Origin of the sequence: Flavobacterium reichenbachii, assembly GCF_002217435.1 — a bacterium.
Classification (GTDB): domain Bacteria; phylum Bacteroidota; class Bacteroidia; order Flavobacteriales; family Flavobacteriaceae; genus Flavobacterium; species Flavobacterium reichenbachii.
In genome coordinates this window covers 338035-360212 of the sequence record NZ_MUHF01000007.1, presented here as the reverse complement: position 1 = coordinate 360212, position 22178 = coordinate 338035, and the positions used below count along the sequence as shown (strand labels likewise).

At 32.9% G+C, this 22178-nt stretch carries 23 protein-coding genes and 1 tRNA gene; 15 read left to right on the top strand and 9 right to left on the bottom strand.

The window, feature by feature from the left end; translation table 11 throughout:
• Positions 1-51: 51 nt before the first annotated feature.
• Positions 52-2541 carry a DUF5686 and carboxypeptidase regulatory-like domain-containing protein gene (locus B0A68_RS08510; RefSeq protein ID WP_035682063.1) on the top strand — a complete coding sequence of 830 codons (2490 nt, stop codon included), beginning with the start codon at positions 52-54 and terminating at the stop codon, positions 2539-2541.
• A gap of 110 nt (positions 2542-2651) precedes the next feature.
• Here B0A68_RS08510 and B0A68_RS08505 read toward each other — a convergent pair whose 3' ends face one another.
• From B0A68_RS08505 to B0A68_RS08490, 4 genes are all read right to left on the bottom strand, one after another.
• A complete protein-coding gene (locus tag B0A68_RS08505; RefSeq protein ID WP_035682065.1) occupies positions 2652-3530 on the bottom strand; it encodes a cation diffusion facilitator family transporter in 879 nt (292 codons plus the stop codon).
• A 10-nt stretch (positions 3531-3540) separates the two neighbouring features.
• Entirely contained in the window at positions 3541-4854 is a 1314-nt protein-coding gene (gene murA / locus B0A68_RS08500; RefSeq protein WP_035682067.1) for a UDP-N-acetylglucosamine 1-carboxyvinyltransferase, read from the bottom strand.
• A gap of 170 nt (positions 4855-5024) precedes the next feature.
• A complete protein-coding gene (locus B0A68_RS08495) occupies positions 5025-5744 on the bottom strand; it encodes a DUF4290 domain-containing protein (RefSeq protein WP_035682068.1) in 720 nt (239 codons plus the stop codon).
• A 3-nt stretch (positions 5745-5747) separates the two neighbouring features.
• On the bottom strand, positions 5748-6044 hold the full coding sequence (locus tag B0A68_RS08490; RefSeq protein WP_035682071.1) for a DUF493 family protein: 297 nt from the start codon (positions 6042-6044) through the stop codon (positions 5748-5750).
• Between the two features lie 367 nt (positions 6045-6411).
• On the opposite strand from B0A68_RS08490, the gene B0A68_RS08485 reads away from it, so the two are divergent.
• From B0A68_RS08485 to B0A68_RS08455, 7 genes are all read left to right on the top strand, one after another.
• Positions 6412-7326, top strand: a complete 915-nt coding sequence (locus tag B0A68_RS08485) for a carboxylesterase family protein (RefSeq protein WP_035682073.1) — start codon at positions 6412-6414, stop codon at positions 7324-7326.
• A gap of 21 nt (positions 7327-7347) precedes the next feature.
• Entirely contained in the window at positions 7348-8124 is a 777-nt protein-coding gene (locus B0A68_RS08480; RefSeq protein WP_035682074.1) for a hypothetical protein, read from the top strand.
• 259 nt (positions 8125-8383) lie between these two features.
• Positions 8384-8917: an AAA family ATPase gene (locus B0A68_RS08475; RefSeq protein ID WP_035687816.1), complete on the top strand. Its 534-nt coding sequence runs from the start codon at positions 8384-8386 to the stop codon at positions 8915-8917.
• A 63-nt stretch (positions 8918-8980) separates the two neighbouring features.
• Complete coding sequence (locus tag B0A68_RS08470) at positions 8981-10876, top strand: RecQ family ATP-dependent DNA helicase (RefSeq protein ID WP_035682076.1); 1896 nt, start codon at positions 8981-8983, stop codon at positions 10874-10876.
• On the top strand, positions 10876-11823 hold the full coding sequence (gene fmt, locus B0A68_RS08465; RefSeq protein ID WP_035682078.1) for a methionyl-tRNA formyltransferase: 948 nt from the start codon (positions 10876-10878) through the stop codon (positions 11821-11823). The genes B0A68_RS08470 and fmt overlap by 1 nt, the downstream gene beginning before the upstream one ends.
• 179 nt (positions 11824-12002) lie before the next feature.
• Complete coding sequence (locus tag B0A68_RS08460; protein WP_012022249.1) at positions 12003-12275, top strand: HU family DNA-binding protein; 273 nt, start codon at positions 12003-12005, stop codon at positions 12273-12275.
• A 128-nt stretch (positions 12276-12403) separates the two neighbouring features.
• Positions 12404-12964, top strand: coding sequence for a YqgE/AlgH family protein (locus tag B0A68_RS08455; RefSeq protein ID WP_035682081.1), 561 nt, complete (start codon positions 12404-12406; stop codon positions 12962-12964).
• Here B0A68_RS08455 and B0A68_RS08450 read toward each other — a convergent pair.
• Both B0A68_RS08450 and B0A68_RS08445 read right to left on the bottom strand, forming a co-directional pair.
• Positions 12961-13800 carry an aminotransferase class IV gene (locus tag B0A68_RS08450; protein ID WP_035682082.1) on the bottom strand — a complete coding sequence of 280 codons (840 nt, stop codon included), beginning with the start codon at positions 13798-13800 and terminating at the stop codon, positions 12961-12963. The two genes, B0A68_RS08455 and B0A68_RS08450, sit on opposite strands and share 4 nt — an antisense overlap.
• A 54-nt stretch (positions 13801-13854) precedes the next feature.
• A complete protein-coding gene (locus tag B0A68_RS08445) occupies positions 13855-14247 on the bottom strand; it encodes an START-like domain-containing protein (protein WP_035682083.1) in 393 nt (130 codons plus the stop codon).
• 152 nt (positions 14248-14399) lie between these two features.
• On the opposite strand from B0A68_RS08445, the gene B0A68_RS08440 reads away from it, so the two are divergent.
• A tRNA-Met gene (locus tag B0A68_RS08440) sits at positions 14400-14473 on the top strand.
• A gap of 574 nt (positions 14474-15047) precedes the next feature.
• On the opposite strand, the gene B0A68_RS08430 is transcribed toward B0A68_RS08440, so the two are convergent.
• Positions 15048-15251, bottom strand: a complete 204-nt coding sequence (locus B0A68_RS08430; RefSeq protein WP_035682088.1) for a hypothetical protein — start codon at positions 15249-15251, stop codon at positions 15048-15050.
• 122 nt (positions 15252-15373) lie between these two features.
• Here B0A68_RS08430 and B0A68_RS08425 point away from each other — a divergent pair, with 122 nt between their 5' ends.
• The 4 genes from B0A68_RS08425 (at position 15374) to B0A68_RS08410 (ending at position 18533) form a co-directional block, all read left to right on the top strand.
• A complete protein-coding gene (locus B0A68_RS08425) occupies positions 15374-16294 on the top strand; it encodes a helix-turn-helix transcriptional regulator (RefSeq protein ID WP_035682089.1) in 921 nt (306 codons plus the stop codon).
• Between the two features lie 217 nt (positions 16295-16511).
• Positions 16512-17579 carry a GTPase gene (locus B0A68_RS08420; RefSeq protein WP_051892454.1) on the top strand — a complete coding sequence of 356 codons (1068 nt, stop codon included), beginning with the start codon at positions 16512-16514 and terminating at the stop codon, positions 17577-17579.
• 341 nt (positions 17580-17920) lie between these two features.
• Entirely contained in the window at positions 17921-18178 is a 258-nt protein-coding gene (locus tag B0A68_RS08415; protein ID WP_035682090.1) for a hypothetical protein, read from the top strand.
• 133 nt (positions 18179-18311) lie between these two features.
• Positions 18312-18533: a hypothetical protein gene (locus B0A68_RS08410; protein WP_035682092.1), complete on the top strand. Its 222-nt coding sequence runs from the start codon at positions 18312-18314 to the stop codon at positions 18531-18533.
• 125 nt (positions 18534-18658) lie between these two features.
• On the opposite strand, the gene B0A68_RS08405 is transcribed toward B0A68_RS08410, so the two are convergent.
• Both B0A68_RS08405 and B0A68_RS08400 read right to left on the bottom strand, forming a co-directional pair.
• Positions 18659-20320, bottom strand: coding sequence for a serine hydrolase domain-containing protein (locus B0A68_RS08405; protein ID WP_035682093.1), 1662 nt, complete (start codon positions 20318-20320; stop codon positions 18659-18661).
• Positions 20321-20386: 66 nt separating this feature from the next.
• Entirely contained in the window at positions 20387-21205 is an 819-nt protein-coding gene (locus B0A68_RS08400; protein WP_035682096.1) for an AraC family transcriptional regulator, read from the bottom strand.
• Between the two features lie 232 nt (positions 21206-21437).
• Here B0A68_RS08400 and B0A68_RS08395 point away from each other — a divergent pair, with 232 nt between their 5' ends.
• Positions 21438-21815: a VOC family protein gene (locus tag B0A68_RS08395; protein WP_035682099.1), complete on the top strand. Its 378-nt coding sequence runs from the start codon at positions 21438-21440 to the stop codon at positions 21813-21815.
• Positions 21816-21827: 12 nt separating this feature from the next.
• Complete coding sequence (locus tag B0A68_RS08390) at positions 21828-22178, top strand: DUF2200 domain-containing protein (RefSeq protein ID WP_035682100.1); 351 nt, start codon at positions 21828-21830, stop codon at positions 22176-22178.

Here is a 22178-nt window from a genome sequence, read left to right as displayed (position 1 = left end):
TTAATAACCTCACTTTTAAGTTATTTTATTTTTGTAATAGAACAAACTTTTATGAGAAACTTTACTTTACTTGCCTTTTTAATTTTTTCTATTTCAAACTTTGCCCAAATCAAAGGAACGATTACAGATGACAAAGGAAATCCGCTGCCTTTTGTTTCTGTATTTGAAGAAAACACTTATACCGGAACCACTTCTAACGAACAGGGAAAATATCAGCTCAACGTAAAAGAAATTGGTAAAAACAAAATCACTTTTCAGTATTTGGGATTTAAAACTCAAAAAATAACCGTTTGGCCAGATTCTAAAACGATTGTTTTGGATGTAAAAATGCAGGAAGAAAGTTTTGCATTAAATGAAGTAGTTATTGATCCTAAAAATAATCCTGCAAACGCAATTATAAAAAGTGCGATTGCACATAAAAAAGAAAACTCCGAAAAAACTTCGCGCTATACTGCCGATTTTTATTCTAAAGGAATGTTTAAAGTCAAAGATCTCCCTAAAAAAATATTTGGAAAGAAACTAGAACTCGGCGATGATATGGCTTCTAATTTAGATTCTACCGGAACGGGAATATTATACTTATCTGAAACGATTTCTAAAGTCAGCTATGAAAAACCAAACAAATTAAAAGAAAAAATCGAAGCCTCAAAAATCTCAGGAAACAACAGAGGATACAGCTACAATACTGCAGCATTGTCTACTTATGATTTTTATGATAATACACTGGATTTTGATGTAAACCTTATTTCGCCCATTGCAGACAATGCTTTTAATTATTACAAATATCAGCTTGAAGGTACTTTTTTTGACTCAAACAACCATGAGATCAATAAGATAAAGGTAACGCCTAAAAGAGATAAAGAACCTGTTTTTGAAGGTTACATTTATATCGTCGATAATAGTTTTGCTATTTATGCCATTGACCTGAACATTAAAGGTTATCGAATGAAAAATGAATTTACCGAAATGATGACATTAAAGCAGAGTTTCAGCTATAATTCTAAAAATAAAATATGGTCAAAAAATGCACAGACTTTAAATTTTAATGCCGGTATTTTTGGTGTGAAATTTTCAGGACAATTTAATTACGTCTATTCCAATTATGAATTTCCTGATTCGTTTGAAAAGAAAACTTTTGGAAATGAAATCGTAGCTTTTGACTTAAACGCTAATAAAAAAGACGATGCCTTTTGGAATGAAATACGCCCGATCCCGTTAACGATCGAAGAAAGTGCCGATTATACTAAAAAGGACAGTCTTCAAACCATTCGAAAATCTAAAAAATATACAGATTCTGTTGATGCAAAGAATAATAAGTTTAAGATTTTTGACATTTTAATGGGTTATGATTATAAAAATACATTTAGTAAATATTCTTTTAAATACGACGGACTGCTGAATATCAGATCGCTTAATTTTAATACGGTTCAGGGTTTTAATTTTAATTCAGGGTTTTCATTTAAAACATGGAATGAAGAGAAAGGAAAAACTACTTCTATCAGTACTACTTTAAATTATGGTTTTTCTGATGAGCGTTTTCGTGCTGCAGGCGAATTCAGTCATAAATTCAACAATGTAAATTATGCGACAATTGGCGTTTCCGGAGGAACAAAAACAATGCAGTTTAATAACGCAGAGCCAATAAGCAAACTTATTAATTCTATAAGTTCTTTATTTTTTAAAGACAATTATATGAAATTGTATAATTTAGAATTTGCACAGATTAATTATTCTCAAGATGTTGCAAATGGAGTGAATCTTTTTGGAAAAGTAGCTTACGAACAGCGAAAACCACTTTTTAATACAACCGATTATTCTTTCTTCAAAAGAGATGATATTTACTCCTCAAATAATCCGCTGGCGCCAAATGACTTTGCGACCTCAGCTTTTGATCCGCATCATTTATTTAAAGCCAATTTGAATGCTCGAATTAATTTTGGAAACAAATACATCTCAAGACCCGACGGAAGATATAATTTTAAAGACGATAAGTATCCAACTATTTTATTAGCTTTTGAAAAGGCTTTTGCCGGAAGTGACAAAAAATATGAATTTGAACGAATCGGCGCTGCTGTCTTATATGATTTATCGTTAGGCAATAAAGGAGTTATTGGAACAAATTTTAAAGCTGGAAAATTCTTTAATGCAGAAAATATATCTTTTATAGATTACAAACATTTTAACGGAAATCAAACTCATATCGGAACAACCGATCGTTATCTAAATGTTTTTAACTTAATGCCTTACTACAAAAACAGTACGAACGACAGCTATTTTGAAGCTCATTTAGAATATAACGACACCGGATTTATAATGAATAAAATACCGCTGTTAAATTTATTAAAGTCTACAATGAATTTAGGTTTTCACTCGCTGGCACTTCCAGACAGAAGACCGTATACAGAATTTACTGTTGGTCTGGATAATCTTGGTTTTGGAAAGTTTAAGGTTTTCAGAATTGATTATGTACATTCCTACCAGAGCGGTATCAAACAGGACGGAGTTGTATTTGGCTTGAAGATTTTGAATGTATTAAATTAAGGGACAAAGGCTCAAAGCGACAAAGGCTCAAAGGGACAAGATTAAAACTTTTGAAACTCTAGATTTGCTCCAAAAGCTTTGTCTCTTTGAACCTTTGCAACTTTGAGCCTCTAGCAATGATAATCATCTGGTTCAATATGGATCAAAACATTGCCTAATTGAGGTATTTTTTCTTTTAACGTATCTTGAAGTTTGTGCGACAAATCATGTCCTTCTTTTACGGATATAGCTGCAGAAACAATCGCATGAAGATCTACATGATATCGCATTCCTGCCTTACGTATAAAACATTTTTCTGTTCCTAAAATTCCTTCAACCAGCAGCGATTTTACTCTAATTTCTTCTACAAGATCATCGTTAAGATTTTCGTCCATAATCTCGCCAAGCGCAGGTCTAAAAATTTTATAACTGTTGTACAAAATAAAGAAAGCCGCAAAAAGTGCTGCCCAGTCATCTGCAGATTCGTAGCCTTTCCCCATAATCAGCGCGATCGAAATTCCGACAAAAGCCGCAATCGACGTTATTGCATCGCTTCTATGGTGCCAGGCATCAGCGGCTAAAGAAGAACTGTTGGTTTGCTTGCTGCGTTTCATAACCAATCTAAAAGAATATTCCTTCCAGATTATTATTGCTCCTAAAACATAAAGTGTCCATGATTTTGGTAAATCATGCGAAGTATTGATATTTAAAATACTTTCGTAACCAATAATTGTTGCCGAAGTAATTAGAAATCCAACTACCAAAAAGGTAATAAGAGGTTCGGCGCGCCCGTGACCATAAGGATGATTTTCATCTGCCGGCTTGTTAGAATATTTAATTCCAAACAACACAAGACAGGACGAAAATATATCCGTAGTCGATTCAATCGCATCTGCAATTAGGGCATAAGAATTGCCAAAAAAACCTGCCAAGCCTTTTACAAGGGCCAAGCAGGTGTTTCCAGCTATACTAAAATAAGTAGCTTTTATAGCTTTTTGTTCATTTGTCATTCGAGAATTTTTATGCTCTCACGATTTTTGCTCCAATTGCTCTTAAACGCTCGTCGATACGCTCGTATCCACGGTCGATTTGTTCAATATTTTGAATCGTACTTGTTCCTTTAGCAGATAAAGCTGCAATTAATAATGAGATTCCCGCACGAATATCCGGAGAAGACATTGTTGTAGCTTTTAACTGAGATTCGAAATTATGTCCCATAACCACCGCTCTGTGTGGATCACATAACATAATTTTTGCTCCCATATCGATCAATTTATCCACAAAGAATAAACGGCTTTCGAACATTTTTTGGTGAATTAAAACATCGCCTTTTGCTTGCGTTGCCACAACCAAAACGATACTCAGCAAATCAGGTGTAAATCCTGGCCATGGCGCATCTGCAATGGTCAAAATAGAACCGTCGATATCTGTTTTTACTTCATATCCGTCTTTGTGAGCCGGAATATAAATATCATCGTTACGTTTTTCAATCGTAATTCCAAGTTTTCTAAATGTATTCGGAATCAAACCTAAATTTTCCCAGCTTACATTTTTGATTGTGATTTCGCTTTTTGTCATAGCAGCAAGACCAATCCAAGAACCGATTTCGATCATATCAGGAAGAATTCTGTGCTCACAACCACCAAGGCTTTCAACACCTTCAATAGTCAATAAGTTAGAACCAACTCCTGTGATTTTTGCTCCCATAGAGTTCAACATTTTACACAACTGCTGTAAATATGGTTCGCAGGCAGCATTATAAACTGTAGTTGTTCCTTTTGCCAAAACGGCAGCCATAACAATATTTGCAGTTCCGGTTACAGACGCTTCGTCAAGCAGCATGTCTGTTCCCTGCAATCCTTCTGCAGGAGATTCTACTCCATAAAAGTGATCTTCTCTATTGTATCTGAATTTTGCTCCAAGATTAATAAAACCTTCAAAGTGTGTATCTAATCTGCGACGCCCGATTTTATCTCCTCCTGGTTTAGGAATATAACCTTTTCCGAAACGAGCCAAAAGCGGTCCAACAATCATAATAGAACCACGAAGAGCGCCGCCTTCTTTTTTGAAAGCTTCTGTCTCTAAATAACCAATATTAACCTCATCAGCTTGAAACGTAATAGAACCTGGTTCGTTTCTTTGAATTTTTACACCTAAATTTCCCAACAATGTGATCAATTTATTGATGTCTATAATATCAGGAATATTATTAATTCTTACTTTATCTCCTGTAAGAAGTACAGCACACAAAATTTGCAATGCTTCATTTTTTGCTCCTTGTGGAGTAATTTCTCCTTTTAATGGTATTCCGCCTTCGATTTTAAAAATTCCCATAGATTTTCTTTAGGTTCTAAGGTTCTGATATTCTGAGGTTCTAAGCTAAAAATCTTAGCATCTTAGTCCCTTAGCATCTTTGTCCCTTTTTTATTTTTGTTTTTGTTTATTTTTTAAGCATATCAGTAAAAACCTCAGCAATTTAGAAGCTTAGCTCCTTAGCGCCTTTTTTATTTCTGATTGTTATTTTTTTGAAAAGGTTTTTTACCTCCTTTATTATTGTTTTTGTTGCTCTGAATTTTTGGTGGTCCTGCCGGTGAAATTTTATTTGACATACGTTTATTTGTACGCATCAAATCAGTTGTATTCAAAAGTTCTTCTGTACTTTGCAGTAAGTTGATTTTTCCTCCGGACAATTCAAATAAATGTTCAAAAATAACATCGTCTTTTACAGTGTCTTTGTTCCAGCTCAAAAAAGACTTTTTCATGTGGTTGGCAATCACGAGTACCAATGCATTTTTCATTTCGCCGTCTTCCCATTTGTTGGCAACATCAATCATATATTTGATATTGTTACCATAAAATCTGTATTTAGGAAAGTTTTGCGGATAATGAAGCACATCTGGTTTTAACTGCAATACATCTCGAGACGGAATCGGATACGGAGATTCTACATCTAATTTAAAATCAGACATAATAAACAATTGATCCCATAATTTATGCTGAAAATCTGGTACGTCCCGCAAATGCGGATTCAGACTTCCCATAACCTGAATAATGTATTTCGCAGCTTTATTGCGCGTTTCACTATCATCAATATGAGTGGCCTGATCGATCAGTTTTTGCAAATGACGACCATATTCCGGAATAAGTAAACGCTGTCTTTCAGAATTATATTCTAAATTAAAAACAACGTCATTCGCGACTTCTTTTTTATATTTTTCGACCATAAGTTATAATGAAACTATCCCTTCTATTGTAGAAACTTCTTTGTATTTATCAATCACCTCATCGGCGCTGTTCATCGTAACATCTACAGAAACACTGGTAAATTTACCCGTTTTAGATTTTGTGGTTTTGATAACCGCACCCATTCTGTCAAAAGCTTTTTCGACTCTCTCTACATTATCAGCTACAGAAGGCACAATAAATTTATACAAATATTCTGCTGGCCAAGTATTTGAGTTGTCTAACTCTACTTTTAATCTTTCGTAAAATTCGGCGGTGTTTTTTTCTTTATCGTTCTCCATTCGTAATTAAAAATAAACGCAAATATACGCTTTTGATTTCAGATTTTTGAGTTTAGATTTTAGATTTTTTCCGGGCTTAAAACTTTGTTTTAAAGGTTCAAAGTTCCAAAGGCGCAAAGGTGCAGAGAAAAAAGCATTGTAACATTATTTCTTTGTCAAATTTCATCTTATATTTGAGAAAAGAATGCAATAAAATCTCTCAGGAAATTATGAGTCTTTTCGTCATTTTTGTCATCCTGACAAAGGAAGAATCACACTAGAAATTCGACAAGGATTGGAGAATTTATGTGAGGAGATACTTATGTGATCCTTCGTTCCTCAGGATGACAAGTTTGCGCTTAACTCTTTGACATTAAAACAAATCAAAATGAAAAAAATCTTCTTTTTACTTTTTACAATTCTCACTTTTCATAATATTCAGGCACAGGAAGTCAAAACGCTGACTTATTTTCAAAATGATACTATAAAACTGGATTTAGATTTATATCTGCCAAAGAAAAAATCTAATGAAAAAATTCCGTTGATTCTATTTGCTTTTGGTGGCGGGTTTTCTGGCGGAGAACGTACAAGCGAAAAAGAATTCGGAATGTTTATGGCGCAAAATGGCTATGCGGTTGCCAGTATTTCGTACAGTTTATATATGAAAGGAAAAGATTTTGGTTGTAAAGGAACACTTACCGAAAAAATAAAAGCGATTCAGATTGGTGTGAGCGATATGTGGCAGGCGACTTCTTACTTAATCGAAAACGCAGATCAATATAATTTGGACACTTCAAAATTCTTTATTTCGGGAATTAGTGCTGGCGCCGAAATTGGTTTTCATGCTTCGTTTTGGGATTATAAATTAATGAACTTATACAAGAATAATCTGCCGGAAAATTTCAAATACAAAGGTTTTATTGGAGGCTCTGGTGCGATTCAGGATATTAATTTGATTACGAAACAAAAGGCGATTCCGATGTTATTAGCGCACGGAAGTACTGACGATACTGTTCCCTACGGTGCGGGTTCGCATCGCTCCTGCCCTACAAACGCTTCTGGCTGGCTGATTCTTTTTGGTTCGTATGCGGTTTACAATCATATGAACGATCTACATAAAGACATTGAACTGATTACTTTCTGCGGAGGCGGACATGAATTTTCGGGTTACCTTTTTCATGACGGAAAACAATATGTTTTGGATTTTGTGAATGATGTCGTGAAAGGAAAGAAATTTGAATCGCACTTGATTGTTCCTTCTAAAAAAGGCAAGGATTCTGGGAAGTTTTTGTTTTGTGAATAGTATCGTTTAATATAAAAAATTATGAAATTTAAAATCATATTCTTACTAGTTATTTCAGGATTACTTATTCAGTGTAAAAAAGAAAAATCGAAAACAAATACAAGCAAAATTGAAAAAATATCTGCTGTAAATGATTATGATTTTGGAGGGAAAATGAAATTTGAATTCTATTCTGACAGCAGTTATATTTTTACCATAATTGAAAAAAGCCCAGATTATGAAAAAATTGAAAAATTTAGTGGTATATGTTATTTCAAAAAGGACACAATATATTTCAATCGTTTCCCATTCAAATACAACCGAAGCGAAAAAGCTGTAATTAAAAATAATTTTATAGAATTTATTCAGCCAAATTTTCCCTTGCGAATCGAAATCAAAAAAAATCTATTTCAAATAAAAAGCAAATTAGATTTTAGAAAATATAGTGATTATGCCATCTTTACTTTTGATCATAAATTCTATGGAATCTATTTTAATGATAATCCTGAAAAATTAAAACCTTATGATTTGAATCAGGCGGAATTAATTGAAGTTGATCAAATAATAAAAAAATGTTTCACTGAGAACAATTCAAAATTAAGAAAAATTGATACTTATATTAAGCAATGTATTGCCGTTATAAATGAAAAACAAGAAAAAGAAGTTTTGATAAAGTGTTACTGCAAAAGCTTTAATACTGAAAAATCATTTAAATATTTTTTAATTGATATGAGCGACGGAGGAAATTGTAATATAAGTTTAAAAATTAATCTGACTAAACACACCTATTCTGAATTAAATATTGCTGGAAGAGCCTAAATACATCGATTCGAACACCTACAAGGTTTTGAAAACCTTGCAGGAGAAGTATCGATTAAATATTTCCAAAAACAAAACCTTCTCTCCTCTTTAGCCCTGATGGAAGTGAAAATCCTTTTGCTTTTTTCTTTAAAAAGCAAAAGATTGAAGCGAACAGCAGGAACCCATATTGCCAAAAATTGCGAAATCATTCGCTTCCGACAAAATAATCTTTTTAAATACAATTACTTTAGGTAAATTTGCGCTTTATTTTACGAAAGTGCAAAAAGAAATCATAGTTCTCCTTGGCGGTCCTGGTACAGGAAAATCTACGCTTATTAACGAATTGGTGGCTCGTGGCTACTGCTGTTACCCTGAAATTTCAAGACAAGTTACACTCGAAGCACAGCAGCGAGGGATTGACCAGTTGTTTCTGGAAGAGCCTTTATTGTTTAGCAAAATGTTATTGGAAGGACGAATTCAGCAATTTAAAAATGCTAAAGAAGAGCCTGATAATGTAGTTTTTATCGACAGGGGAATTCCCGACGTTGTGGCTTACATGGATTATATTGGCGATGAATATCCGGAGCATTTTACAAAAGCTTGTGAGGATTTTAAATATTCTAAAACTTTTATTTTGCCGCCTTGGGAAGAAATTTATCAGAGCGACACGGAGCGTTATGAAAATTTTGAACAGGCATTGGAAATTCAAAAACACCTTATCGAAACTTACAAGAAGTACGGTTACGACTTAATAGAAGTACCAAAAGATACGGTAGAAAACAGAATTCTTTATATCTTAGATAAAATTTAGTATTTGGTTTAAAGTTGTAAACTAGAAACTGATTTCTAAATTTTTAACTTTAAAACGAAAGCAATGCTTCAAGCGGAGGAAATTCTTTTAAAATACTGGAAACACGACAGCTTTAGACCGCTTCAAAAAGAAATTATTGATTCGGTTTTAGATGGTCAGGATACTTTTGCTCTATTACCTACCGGCGGCGGAAAATCGATCTGTTTTCAGGTTCCCGCAATGATGCAGGAAGGAATCTGTCTTGTAATTTCGCCTTTGATTGCCTTAATGAAAGATCAGGTAGCGAATTTGCAAAAAAGAGACATAAAAGCTATTGCACTTACAGGCGGCATTCATACCGAAGAAATCATTGATCTTCTGGACAACTGCCAATACGGAAATTACAAGTTTTTGTACCTTTCTCCAGAACGACTTCAATCGGATTGGATTCTGGAGCGCATTAAAAATTTACCCATAAATTTAATTGCTATTGACGAAGCACATTGTGTGTCACAATGGGGGCATGATTTTCGTCCGGCTTATTTGAAGATTTCCGGACTTAGAAAATTCTTTCCTAAAATTCCGTTTTTGGCACTTACAGCAACTGCAACTCCCAGAGTCATAGAAGATATTAAAACCGAGCTGGAATTGAAAGACACCAAACTTTTTCAGCAGTCTTTTGCAAGGGAAAATATTGCCTACATGGTTTTTGAAGTTGAGGACAAATTATATCGTGTTGAACAGATTTTGAAAAAAAATCCGCAGCCTTCTATAATATATGTCCGAAACAGGAAATCCTGCTTAAACATGTCGACGCAATTGCAATCACTTGGCTTTAGGGCAACTTATTATCACGGCGGACTTTCGGCAAAAGAGAAAGACAAAAACATGCAAATGTGGATGTCGGAACAAGCGCAGGTTATTGTTGCGACAAATGCCTTTGGAATGGGAATTGACAAGGATAATGTAAAAACAGTTATTCATACACAGCTTCCTGAAAATATCGAAAATTATTACCAGGAATCTGGAAGGGCGGGAAGAAACGGAGGAAAATCTTTTGCCGTTTTACTGACAAACGCTTCTGACGGCGGGCAAACCGAACAGCAGTTTTTAAGTGTTCTTCCTGATAAAAAATTCCTAAAGTCGGTTTATAATAAACTCTGCAACTATTTTCAGATAGCGTATGGCGAAGGTTTAGACGATTCGTTTTCTTTTAAAATGAATCATTTCTGCCAGAAATATGAGTTTTCAACCCTTAAAGCCTACAATGCTTTACAGTTTTTAAATCAACAGGGAATCATTACAATGTCTCAGGAATTTTCAGAAAAAATTACTGTTCAGTTTTTGATTGAATCCAAAGAAGTGATTCGATATATGAGCCTTAATCCCAATGATGAAGAAATTTTACTGGCTATTTTAAGAACCTACCCTGGAATTTACGAAATGAAAGTTCCTTTTAATCTGCCATTGATTGCAAAAAAATCACATCGTTCTGAAGCACAAGTAAATGTTGTTCTGGAAAAACTGAAAGAAAAAGAAATTATCGAATACAAATCTAAAAACAACGACGCTACTATATTATTTAATGAAGTTCGTGAAGACGATTTGACAATTAACAGAGTTTCAAAATATTTAGAAAAACAAAATCAGCTCAAAAAAGAACAGCTTATGTCTGTTCTGCATTATATAAAAGAAAATAAAACGTGCAAAAATCGTTTAATTTTGGATTATTTTGGAGAAGAAACCAATTCTAACTGCGGTGTCTGCTCCTACTGCATTACGCAAAAAGGCAAAATAACAGAGGCAGATTCTATTGCCGATAAAATTTTGGCTTTATTAAAAACTGCGGCTTTGACATCAAGAGAAATTCAGTCTCAAATAAAAATGGATACCAAAGATATTATTCTGGCACTTCAGGAATTATTAGAAAATAACTATATTATTATACAACCGAACAATAAATACACTTTAAAATTATAATGAAAAAATTGAAAATTATATTTATGGGAACTCCGGAATTTGCTGTAGGCATTTTGGATACCATCATCAAAAACAATTATGATGTTGTAGGCGTGATCACGGCAGCGGATAAACCTGCAGGACGCGGACAAAAAATAAAATATTCGGCTGTAAAAGAATATTCGCTTGCAAATAATTTGACTTTATTACAGCCGGCAAATTTAAAAGACGAAAGTTTCTTAGCAGAATTAAAGGCATTAAATGCTAATCTGCAAATTGTTGTGGCTTTTAGAATGCTGCCAAAAGTTGTCTGGGAAATGCCAAGTTTAGGAACTTTTAATCTTCATGCTTCTTTACTGCCAAATTATCGCGGTGCAGCTCCAATAAACTGGGCTATTATAAATGGAGAAACCAAAACAGGTGTTACTACTTTTTTTATAGATGATAAAATCGATACCGGAGCAATGATTTTAAATTCTGAACTTACTATTGAACCGCAAGAAAATGCCGGACAATTGCACGACCGATTAATGGTATTAGGAAGCGAAACTGTTATTGAAACTTTAAAAGTTATTGAAACCGGAAATGTCACTACATCAATTCAGGAAGATAATGCAGAAATTAAAACAGCTTATAAACTAAATAAAGAAAATTGTAAGATCGACTGGACAAAATCTGGTGATGAAATCAATAACCTGATTCGAGGCTTAAGTCCTTATCCGGCAGCATGGTGTTTTCTAAAAGATAAAGATACAGAGCAAAGCATCAAAATATACGAAACAAAATTGGTTGTAGAAGATCATAATTTTGAAATTGGGAGCTTGATTTGCAGCAAAAAAGAAATCAAGATTGCAATAAAAAGCGGGTATATTCAGTTATTAAGTTTACAAATTGCAGGAAAAAAGCGAATGCAGGCAGCAGAATTACTAAATGGAGTGAGCTTCTCTGAAAGCGCAAAAGTCTATTAAGCTCAGTAAAACAGGGGTTTCTACTTGTTTTTTATCGACGAATAACATCTGTTATGAACAAAAAAAGCAAGTTATCAACAATTTTTACTAAAATTAGCGAAAACACTTGCACGCAACGGATTTCCTACTAAATTTGTGTATTAACAATTTTTTTTAACCAACAATTAATAACTATTATTATGAACAAATCAGAATTAATCGATGCTATCGCTGCTGATGCAGGAATCACAAAAGCTGCGGCAAAATTAGCTTTAGAGTCATTTTTAGGTAACGTAGGAACTACTTTGAAAAAAGGTGGAAGAATTTCGTTAGTAGGATTTGGATCTTGGTCAGTATCTGCAAGAGCTGCAAGAGACGGTAGAAACCCACAAACAGGAAAAACTATCAAAATCGCTGCTAAAAATGTTGTAAAATTCAAAGCAGGAGCTGAATTAGAAGGTGCAGTGAACTAAAGTAAGAAAGTTCTCTAAACTTATAATATAATTAAAACCTTCCCTATGGAAGGTTTTTTTGTGCGGTTTATCGATTTTATTGGGTTTTTAAAATTTTTATGACTAAATTTAATAAAAATTGTAGCCGTATGATTTCAGAAAAATTAAAAAAAGGACACCTGCTTATTGCCGAGCCTTCAATAATTGGAGATTTATCTTTTAACAGATCGGTAATATTATTAGCAGATCATAACAAAGAAGGTTCAATCGGTTTTATCATTAATAAACCATTAAAGTATACTATTAATGATTTAATCCCAGAGATTGAAGCATCTTTTAAAATATATAACGGAGGCCCTGTAGAACAAGACAACCTATATTTTATTCATAATATTCCAGAATTGATTCCGAATAGTGTCGAAATCTCTAATGGAATTTATTGGGGAGGTGATTTTGAATCAACCAAAGACTTAATAAACGACGGATCTATTGGCAAAAACAATATTCGTTTTTTCTTAGGTTATACTGGTTGGGAAGAAAATCAGCTTGAGAGTGAAATGCAGGGAAACTCTTGGATTATAACTGATAATAGTTATAAAAATAAAATTATCGGAAAGTCAAGCACCCATTTCTGGAAAGAACAGATTATGGAACTTGGAGGCGATTATCTTATTTGGTCAAATTCTCCTGAAAACCCATATCTGAATTAGTTTTCAGATATGGAATCATTTAGTTTTTGAACTAATAAATGAGCGAGATTACTTGTAAAATCTTTTTTTCGATATTTAGTTATCGGCTGTATTCCTGTGATCACATTTGTTAGAAATAATTCGTCTGCTTTTTGAAGATCAAACGGAGAAATTATTTCTTCCTTTACTTCTATGCCTTCTATTTTCTTAGCCAGAGCTAAAATTTGTTTACGCATAACGCCATTCAAACATCCTTCTGATACCGGAGGGGTGATTAATTTATTGCCGGTAACCATAAATAAATTTCCCTGCAGTACTTCTACAACATTTTTACTGTCATTGACTAAAATGCAGTTGTTTAAACCATTTTCATTTGCAAAAATACTTCCTGTAACATTAATCATTTTATTCGTCGATTTAATAGACGATAATAATTGTCTGGCCACATAGAAATCTTTATACAAATCTACCTCATAGGAGGCTGTATTTAAAGTGTAAAATGTGTTTTCGAGTGGTGTGGCGTGAATTAAAAAAGAAACATTGTTGGTTTGAGGCAGATACAAGCCGCCGTCATTTCTAAAAACGGTAATTCTAGCTCGCGCAGATGCCGAAAGTCCATTTTGCTGTACAAGCTTCAATACTTGTTCCTCCATATACTCCATCGTGAAGTTCATCGGAATTTCCATTCGCACTACACGCATTGAAGCCATTAATCTAAAATAATGATCTTCGAGAAACAATATTTTATTATTGATAATTTTAAGCGTTTCAAAAATACCATCTCCATATAAAAAGGCACGATTTTGAGTTAATATATTATCGTTCTGCGCTGTAATATCTCCGTTAAAATTAATCATAAAAAAACCCTGAATTTTGTTCAGGGCAAATATAAGGCATAAAATAGAATTTTACTAGACAGACCCTATAAGATGTTTAAGGTCTGAGATCTGATTCTCCCACAATTGTTTAGCTTCTCCTACCTCTTCTTTTTCTGCAAAATCGACTACCATAAGCGAAACGTCTTTTGTTAATTCATCCACTAAAATGTGAAGTTCAAAAAAGTATTCAGTATCCTTACTGCTTTCATCTACCCATTTAAATTTTACTTTTTCACCAGATTTCTTAGAAGCAAGACGCGCTTTTTCCTGCGAATCGTTCCAAATAAAAGTAAAAAACTCTCCTCTTGAGTTAACATTGTCGGCAAACCATTCTGATAAACCTGAAGGAGTTGATATATATTGATATAATAATTGCGGCGAAGAATTTATGGGAAACTCGATTTCGTAACGTATTTTTGGATCCATGTGCTACTTTTAATTTTTTCGAAATATAAGAATATATGTCCAAAAACAATGCATTTTTAAAAATATTTTTTTTTCTTCATTTTATGCTTGTTCGCTTTAATATTATTTTTATATTTGCACCCGCAATCAGGGACATTCCCGAAAGCAATTCAGGCGAGGTAGCTCAGTTGGTTAGAGCGCAGGATTCATAACCCTGAGGTCACGGGTTCAACTCCCGTCCTCGCTACAAAGGCAAAACCCTTAAACAGAAATGTTTAAGGGTTTTTTATTGGAATATTGCTTCTAAAATCTCTTTCAATAATTTATAGAGTGATGGAACTGGAGTGATTAAATTTGTAATTAAAATAGAAATAGATCATAATTCGAATCAGAAATGTATGAATCCGAAAGATGAATCATTAGATGTAAAACAATTAAATTGTGTTCAATCATTTTCAAACCAATACAAAAAAAGGTTTTAGTCTTTGAAAACCAAAACCTTTTTTACAAGCTATGCTCCTGCTCCCAATGTCTGAATTATACCTACCGTCCAGATTATAGGTTTCCATAGTATAACAAAACCTATAATTGATAATATTGAAAATACTGCCCAAAAAGAAAAGTCATAGGCTAATGTAAATTCCGGAAAATAACTCATGAGAAAATAATAAACTCCGAATGGAATCGCCAAAAATGCTACAACTATCCATACAATGCATTTTATAATAAATGCTATAATATTTAATAATACTTGAAATAACATAATGTTTGTTTTTATGACTTAAGTCGAGTTAAATAATTAAATTTTTGTTTTACCCTGTCTACTTATTATCAGCATTATCGTCTGAAGCAATTATTAATCCGGTTGCTAATAAAGATAATCCCGCGGTAATCATTCCGATGATTTTGGGATTTTTATTTGAATAATTTGCAATTGCTACTCCAGCTGCAACACTAGTGTTAAGAATAGAACTTAAATTACTGAAGTCAATTTCTGATTTCGATTTTTTGAATAATTTTTTCATAATACTGTTTTAAAATTTAGCTGCTAAAGTATTTCGTCATCACGACAATTCTTGTCGCTCTTTTTTAATGGAAAAAAATATTCGCGACACATATTGTCGTTTTGGATTTATATTTTTGGAATATGAAAGAAAACAATCAAACACATTTAAATTCAACCCAGGTTTATCGTACCAAAATTTTAGTAGAGACTTTAAAAAGACACTCGTCAGTACATCGTGATGCATTGATAAAAGAGATCTGTGCCAACGAAACTTCCAAAATAACTTTACGCACGTTACAGAGAGATATAAAATCTCTAAACGAAAACTATGGCATTATTATTAAACTCAACAGGAATACTTCTAGCTATTCATTAGATGATGAAAAATCCGCCACCATTGATTCTTTCCTAAGTCATATAGAAATTCTTGCGACAGCAGAATTAATAAGGTCTAATTTTAACGAGACTAATAATGCCTTAGCATATATTGAATTCGAAAATAAAGCTACAATCTCAGCTACGCCAAATTTCAAGACGATTTTAGAAGCAATTCATCAAACATTGCCTATTAGTTTTGAACATTACAGTTTTTATCATCTAAAAGAGGAAAATTATACTCTAAAGCCTTACTTTTTAAAACAGTATCAAAATCGGTGGTATTTAGTTGGAGAAACTGAAAAAGGTTATCGCACTTTTGGCATTGATCGATTAAAAAATATAACTATCGGCACTAAAAAGTTTAAGCAGAAAACGGAAGAAGCAATGGACAAGTTTAGAAACGTTGTCGGCCTCAACTACGTCGACCATGAGTTACAAAAAGTCATCCTTTCATTTCATGTTTCACAAAGACCATATGTTGAGTCACTCCAATTGCATCACTCTCAAAAAGTAATTGATATCGATAGCAAAGAAACTTTTAATATTGAATTACTAATTCATCCAAATTTTGAATTTAAACAGCAGGTTTTAAAATATGGTAGCTTAGTCAAAGTTGTAGAGCCAAAATGGCTGGCAAAAGAAATCAGAAACGAAATAAAAAAATCTTTAGATAATTACAATTAAATAAGTTTTTTTTAAGGCATTAAAAAAGCAAATAATTCCCAAATAACTTTTGGTAATTCCTCATCAATCCAAAATTATAGCTATTAGCTTAAGGAAAATATTAAACTTAATAAAAATTAGTTAGCTTAGCTTTATTTTTTGATTAGAGACAGGCCCTTTTAATCACTAAAATTACTTTAGTGTTTTACTTAAAAAGAAATATTAAATATATAAAAACATGAATAATAAAGAATTTGATTTTAACGAATATCAAGCAACTTTCGAAAATTCTTACAATGAGAAACATGGAGAATTCGAAGACCTTATCAAACAGAAACTTATAATCAGCCTAATAGGGAGTGTTAATGCGGGTAAGTCGAAAACGATAAATGCATTAACAGGCATAGATTATACCGAAGTTAAAGCAAGAGCAGGATCTACAGAAACCGTATCAATTTACCCATTAAACGATCAAGTTTTTATTGCTGATACGCCTGGGCTATATGACATAAATGAAAAGGTTAGTAACAAAGCCTCTGAATTTGTAGAAAAAGATTCTGATGTAATATTATATTTCATCAATGCTGCATCTGGAATAACTGCTCACGAAAAGAAATCTTTTGAAAGTTTGCAAAAACTTGGGAAACCAACAATTGTAGTTTTAAATAAAATTGACGCTCTCGATAAATCAGATATTGTGGATGTGATTAATCAAACAAAAGAAGAATTGGGAATTTTTCCTATTCCCATATCCTCGAAAACAGGTGAGGGAATTGAACTACTTGAGCAGCAAATTCAAGATCTATTAAAATTTCAGGGAAAAGATTTACTTTTTGTGAAAGTCTCAAAATTTAAAGGGAACAGCGTAAAAAAGTGGATTAACGCAGCAACTGTCTCTGCTGCGGCAATTGGAGCACTTCCCATCCCAGGTTCTGACATTGTCGCTCTTACGGGATTACAAGTGGGACTTGCATTAAAAATTGCTTATATTTATGGCATTAAAACTACAAAACAAGATGTGATGAAAATTGTTGCATCCACCATCACCGGAAGTATTGGAAGACAAATTTCTAGATGGTCTATTACCGCTTTAAAAGCTGCAGGTTGGATTCCAGGAGCCCAGCTTTTAGAAGTAGCCATAGTAGGGATAGCCTCTATTGTTGCAGGATCAATGACGTATGCATTTGGATGGGCGTGTAATGCATATTACAAAAGTGGAATGACAATAGATTTGGGAGTTGTTGGAGAAATTTTCGAAGAAAAGTACAAATCACATAAAGAAGATAAAAAAGTTACGGCCTCTTAAACTATATGTTAAAAATCCATTATACTCAAGTGAGGAACTTCAGTGAGGTTTTCGCAAGAAACTTAACGAACCAAAGTTGATCAAAAATACAAATTATCAATAATCAATAATTTAACAAATTAAAAAATCAAAATAGGATTCATAACCCTGAGGTCAAGGGTTAAACTCCCGCACTCGACACAAAAGGCAAAACCCTTAAACAGAAATGTTTAGGGGTTTTTTATTTGAATTAAATGAGTAATCTCAACAAAAATATTTTCTGAATACTAAAAAATTAGAAAAATAAATACATTTGAAAGGGTTAAAATAGCATCTTTGCAAATTAAGTAATTTTTGAACTTATGGACATAGTCAAATTTAAAATCACATCTAAAACTATAAAAGTAGAAGTACGCAATTCTAATAATTACGTTTTTAATTTTAACACTGCTTTAGAAATTGAAAAAGAAGACAGAGATGTTTTACTGAAGCTTTATAATGCATTAGACTTACTTTTTAAGAAAGAAAATGCTGTAGAAGTAAAAAATTACATTTCGCCAAACCAAACTAATATACTCGATCAGATTTCTGCAGCAGACAATTTAGAACAGGAAAAGTAAATTGTTTTTCCTGCAGCATTTAGTGAAGAGTTTTTTTCTCACATGTGAATTACACAACAATTTCGTATTTTATTATAAAAGAAGGGTTTAAGATCGATGTAAATTTGACAATCATAATCTAACACTTCCGGCCATGAAAAAATCACATACAAACTCAAACGCAAATTACAGCTGCCTTATATCTAACACAAGTATTTACACTTCTGAAAATAATGATTTAATTTACATCAAATCTTATAGAGGTGATTGGGGCGACTGGGATGAAAAACCTGCAAATATTGCTAAAATTGATTCAAAACAATTTGAGCACACAGCAAAAACAGTAAGTACTGAGAAAGCTGCTCCAAACTTTTAAGAGCTAATATTTCAGAAATTGAATATTTAAAATAGTCATTAAAAACCCTTAAACAGCAATTGTGTTTAAGGGTTTTTAATTTTTATTTAATTTAATGATTAATTGAAAGGAACAATTTTAAAAACTTAGTTCTTCAATACTGCTGGCAAAATATAATCTTGCACTATTTTATTTGACTGAGAATGTCCATAGGGTTTATTAAAAGCTTTAGAAGTTATGATTACAACAAGCGGAAGCGTCTTAAAAATTACAAAATGATTCCCTCCGTTTCCGGCACAATAAAAAGTCTCATAACTTTTACCTTCAAAAAGTATTGTTTTATTCCAAAAAAGATAGCCGTAAAATTCATTATTTCTCTTTGGAATCTGAATCTGGTGCGTCAAAGTTTTACTAATCCATTCTGTAGCAACAATCTGTTTGCCATTCCAGATGCCGTTATTTTTATACAACTGTGCGTATTTCGCATAATCAAGAGATCTCATTTGTAAACCTCCGGCTGTATTTGCTACATTTTGCGGTGTATACTGCCATTTATAAGAAGTTATATTTAGAGGTGCAAAAAGCTTTTTATCCGCATATTTCTCTAATCCTTCTGGAACAGATTTATCTAATATATCACCCAATAATACAACTCCGGCTGTAAAATAATCCCATTGACGGCCATTTGCTTTTGCTTTATCTACCGGTAAATCCAATGCAAATTTGACCCAGTTAGCTGTCGGATACATATTTTCTTCATTCCCAAGCGAATTACTGTCTGAATCGGAGCCATCAAATGAGGAGCTCATTGTAAGCAGGTCTTTTATCCTGATGCTGTCTTTTTTAGTTTGGTAATTAGCATATTTCTTTAGATCGTAAAATTCTTCAAGTTTTTGATTTTCACTTTTAATATAGCCTTCTTCTATAGCGATGCCCATTAATGTAGAAGCAAATGATTTTCCTGCAGAACGTGTATTGTGCAAGGTTTTTCGATCTGCATCATTAAAATATTCTTCGAGAAGGAGTTTATTATCGTGTATTACCACAATACTGGTTATATCTTTTAGTTCGTAATTTGCAATGGCCGTATTGAGCGATTCGATTTTCTTTTTATCGAAGTTTAAAGATGAAATTTCCCAGCCGCTATTAGCTTGAATAGGTTGAATTTCGATTTGCTTTCTGGTAAGTTTTGGAGTTTTAATCACTAATTTCACTTTACCTTCTGCAATCAGATTTCCTGTTTTAATCTTTTCCTGTAAGTTGACATAAGGTCTGATTTCAATCTTAAGTAAATGCGTTCCATCTGTTAAAACTTTCTGTCCTCCATTTTCCTTAAAACGATCCCACATATACATTGACCACCAGTCTTCTCCTTTTGAGTTTGTAAGCGGCACTCTAAAAGTTGTTGATGTCTGTTTGCTGCCTCCAGATCCGAAATTACAGCCGTAATGTATATTTTCTTTATAGATAAACTGATTATCAATATAAAAAGAAAACTGAAGATTTCCCTTTTTTAAAAGCTCTTCGGCAGGTAAATCTGGTGCCAGCTGATGTAAATAATTACCAACCGAATTATCCATAAAAACCCTGATGTTCAAATCTGATTTAAGTTTCAAATCATAAGAATCAAGAAAATCAGTTTCCTTATAAACCTCCAACGGAATATTTCCATTCATAAAAGTTACTTTCCCGATATTTCGTTTATGAACATCATTTTCAATTTTATCTATTGAATACAGATCCTTATTCTGAGCCATTATCATACTGGTATAAAATAATACATACGATACTAAAATTTGCTTTGTCATTTGTATACTATTGAGTTAACGCAAAAATAGAAGATCCTAAAAAAGTAAAATTGTACGAGATTAACATTACATTAATTTCTGAAGCAATATTTTTTTGTATTCCGACGGATTTACATCATTAATTTCTTTAAAACATCTTATAAAATGGCTTTGATCTGAAAACCCGCACTGATGCGCAATTTCAGTAAAAGATTGTTTCTGCAACGCAATTAACGATAGTGCTTTTTCTACTTTTAGTTTTCGAACATATTCACTTAAATTACAATCAAAATATTTTGAAAAATTTCTCGAAAGATGCACCGGATGTATGTCTAACGTCTTTGATAAATAATCCAGAGAAAGATTTTCGGCAAATTGTTCGTGAAGAAGATCATCAATCATCTTTACCCATTTTGGATTTTTGTGAATGTTATTCTGATTGCTGTTCTGTAATTTAGACAGTATTTCAAACAGTAAAGTCTGAGTGGTAAATTCTGTATTTATTTCATGACATTTTGAAGTCCTAAAGACTTTGTACATCAAAAGTTTAATATCTGGATTTGATATTTTTAGGCTTCCTTCTAAATTATCAATATCTAAACTTATCGTATCCAGCCATTTTTTTTCTATCTCAAGATGAAAACCCCTTGTAAATCCGTCTGGTTTTATATTATAATGTGCCTCCTGCCAATTATGAAAAAGTAAATCTCCGGCCGAGCAATTGTAAATTTCTTTCTTATTGCCTTCAATCACATTCCCTTGAAGAATAAAAGTAAAATAAGCATTTTCATGATAATGCCAATCTACTTTAGGAAGTGTATAAACTGTGTCAGTCAGCGTTATACCTTCTAAACAAATGGTTTTATTTGTTTCACCATAAAATTCTCCTCTTTGTGAATGTTTCATAATTAAGGACTTACAACACTATAAATATAAGTGAATATAATACAAACTGCAAAAAACATTCTATTAGTGATCTTGAACTTTAGAAAAAACAACATCGTTATTATTTTTTTCTGACTTATCTCTAAAAATATTAAATTCGCTTAACTGTAAAAATCTATAAGCAGCAGGGAGAATACTATTTTGATTACGATATCAATTCGATTTTTTATTAAACATTAAAAAAAGATACATAATGAAAAAAGTAACAGGTATTGGCGGCATATTTTTTAAATGCAATGACCCGGCCAAAATGAGAGAATGGTATAAAACTCATCTTGGTTTTGACACTAATGATTACGGAAACTCTTTTGGCTGGAAAGAGGCATCTGATTCTAACGCAAACGGCTCAACACAATGGAGTCCTTTTCCTGAAAATACGCAATATTTTGAACCTTCTGCAAAAGACTTTATGATTAACTACACAGTTGCTGACTTGGAAGCTCTTATTAAACAATTGAAGAAAGACGGCGTAACTATTCTTGATGAAATAGAAACCTATGACTACGGAAAGTTTATACACATTCTCGATATTGAAGATAATAAAATCGAACTCTGGGAACCTCTAGGTTAAAAGTTGATCATTATGGAAAAACATAGAATATTTACAACTTCATTTACAAGTGTGTATCCGCATTATGTTACCAAAGCCGAGAAAAAGGGAAGAACAAAAGAAGAATTAGATACCATAATCTGCTGGCTGACGGGCTATAATCTGCAAGAATTACAGCATATAATTGATAACAGAACCGACTTTGAAACCTTTTTTGCAGAAGCGCCTCAATTAAATCCTAACATTTCTAAAATTACAGGTGTAATCTGCGGTTATCGGGTGGAAGAAATTGAAGATAAACTAATGCAGAAGATTCGGTATTTGGACAAGCTGGTAGATGAATTGGCCAAAGGAAAAGCCATGGATAAGATTTTAAGAAGCTGA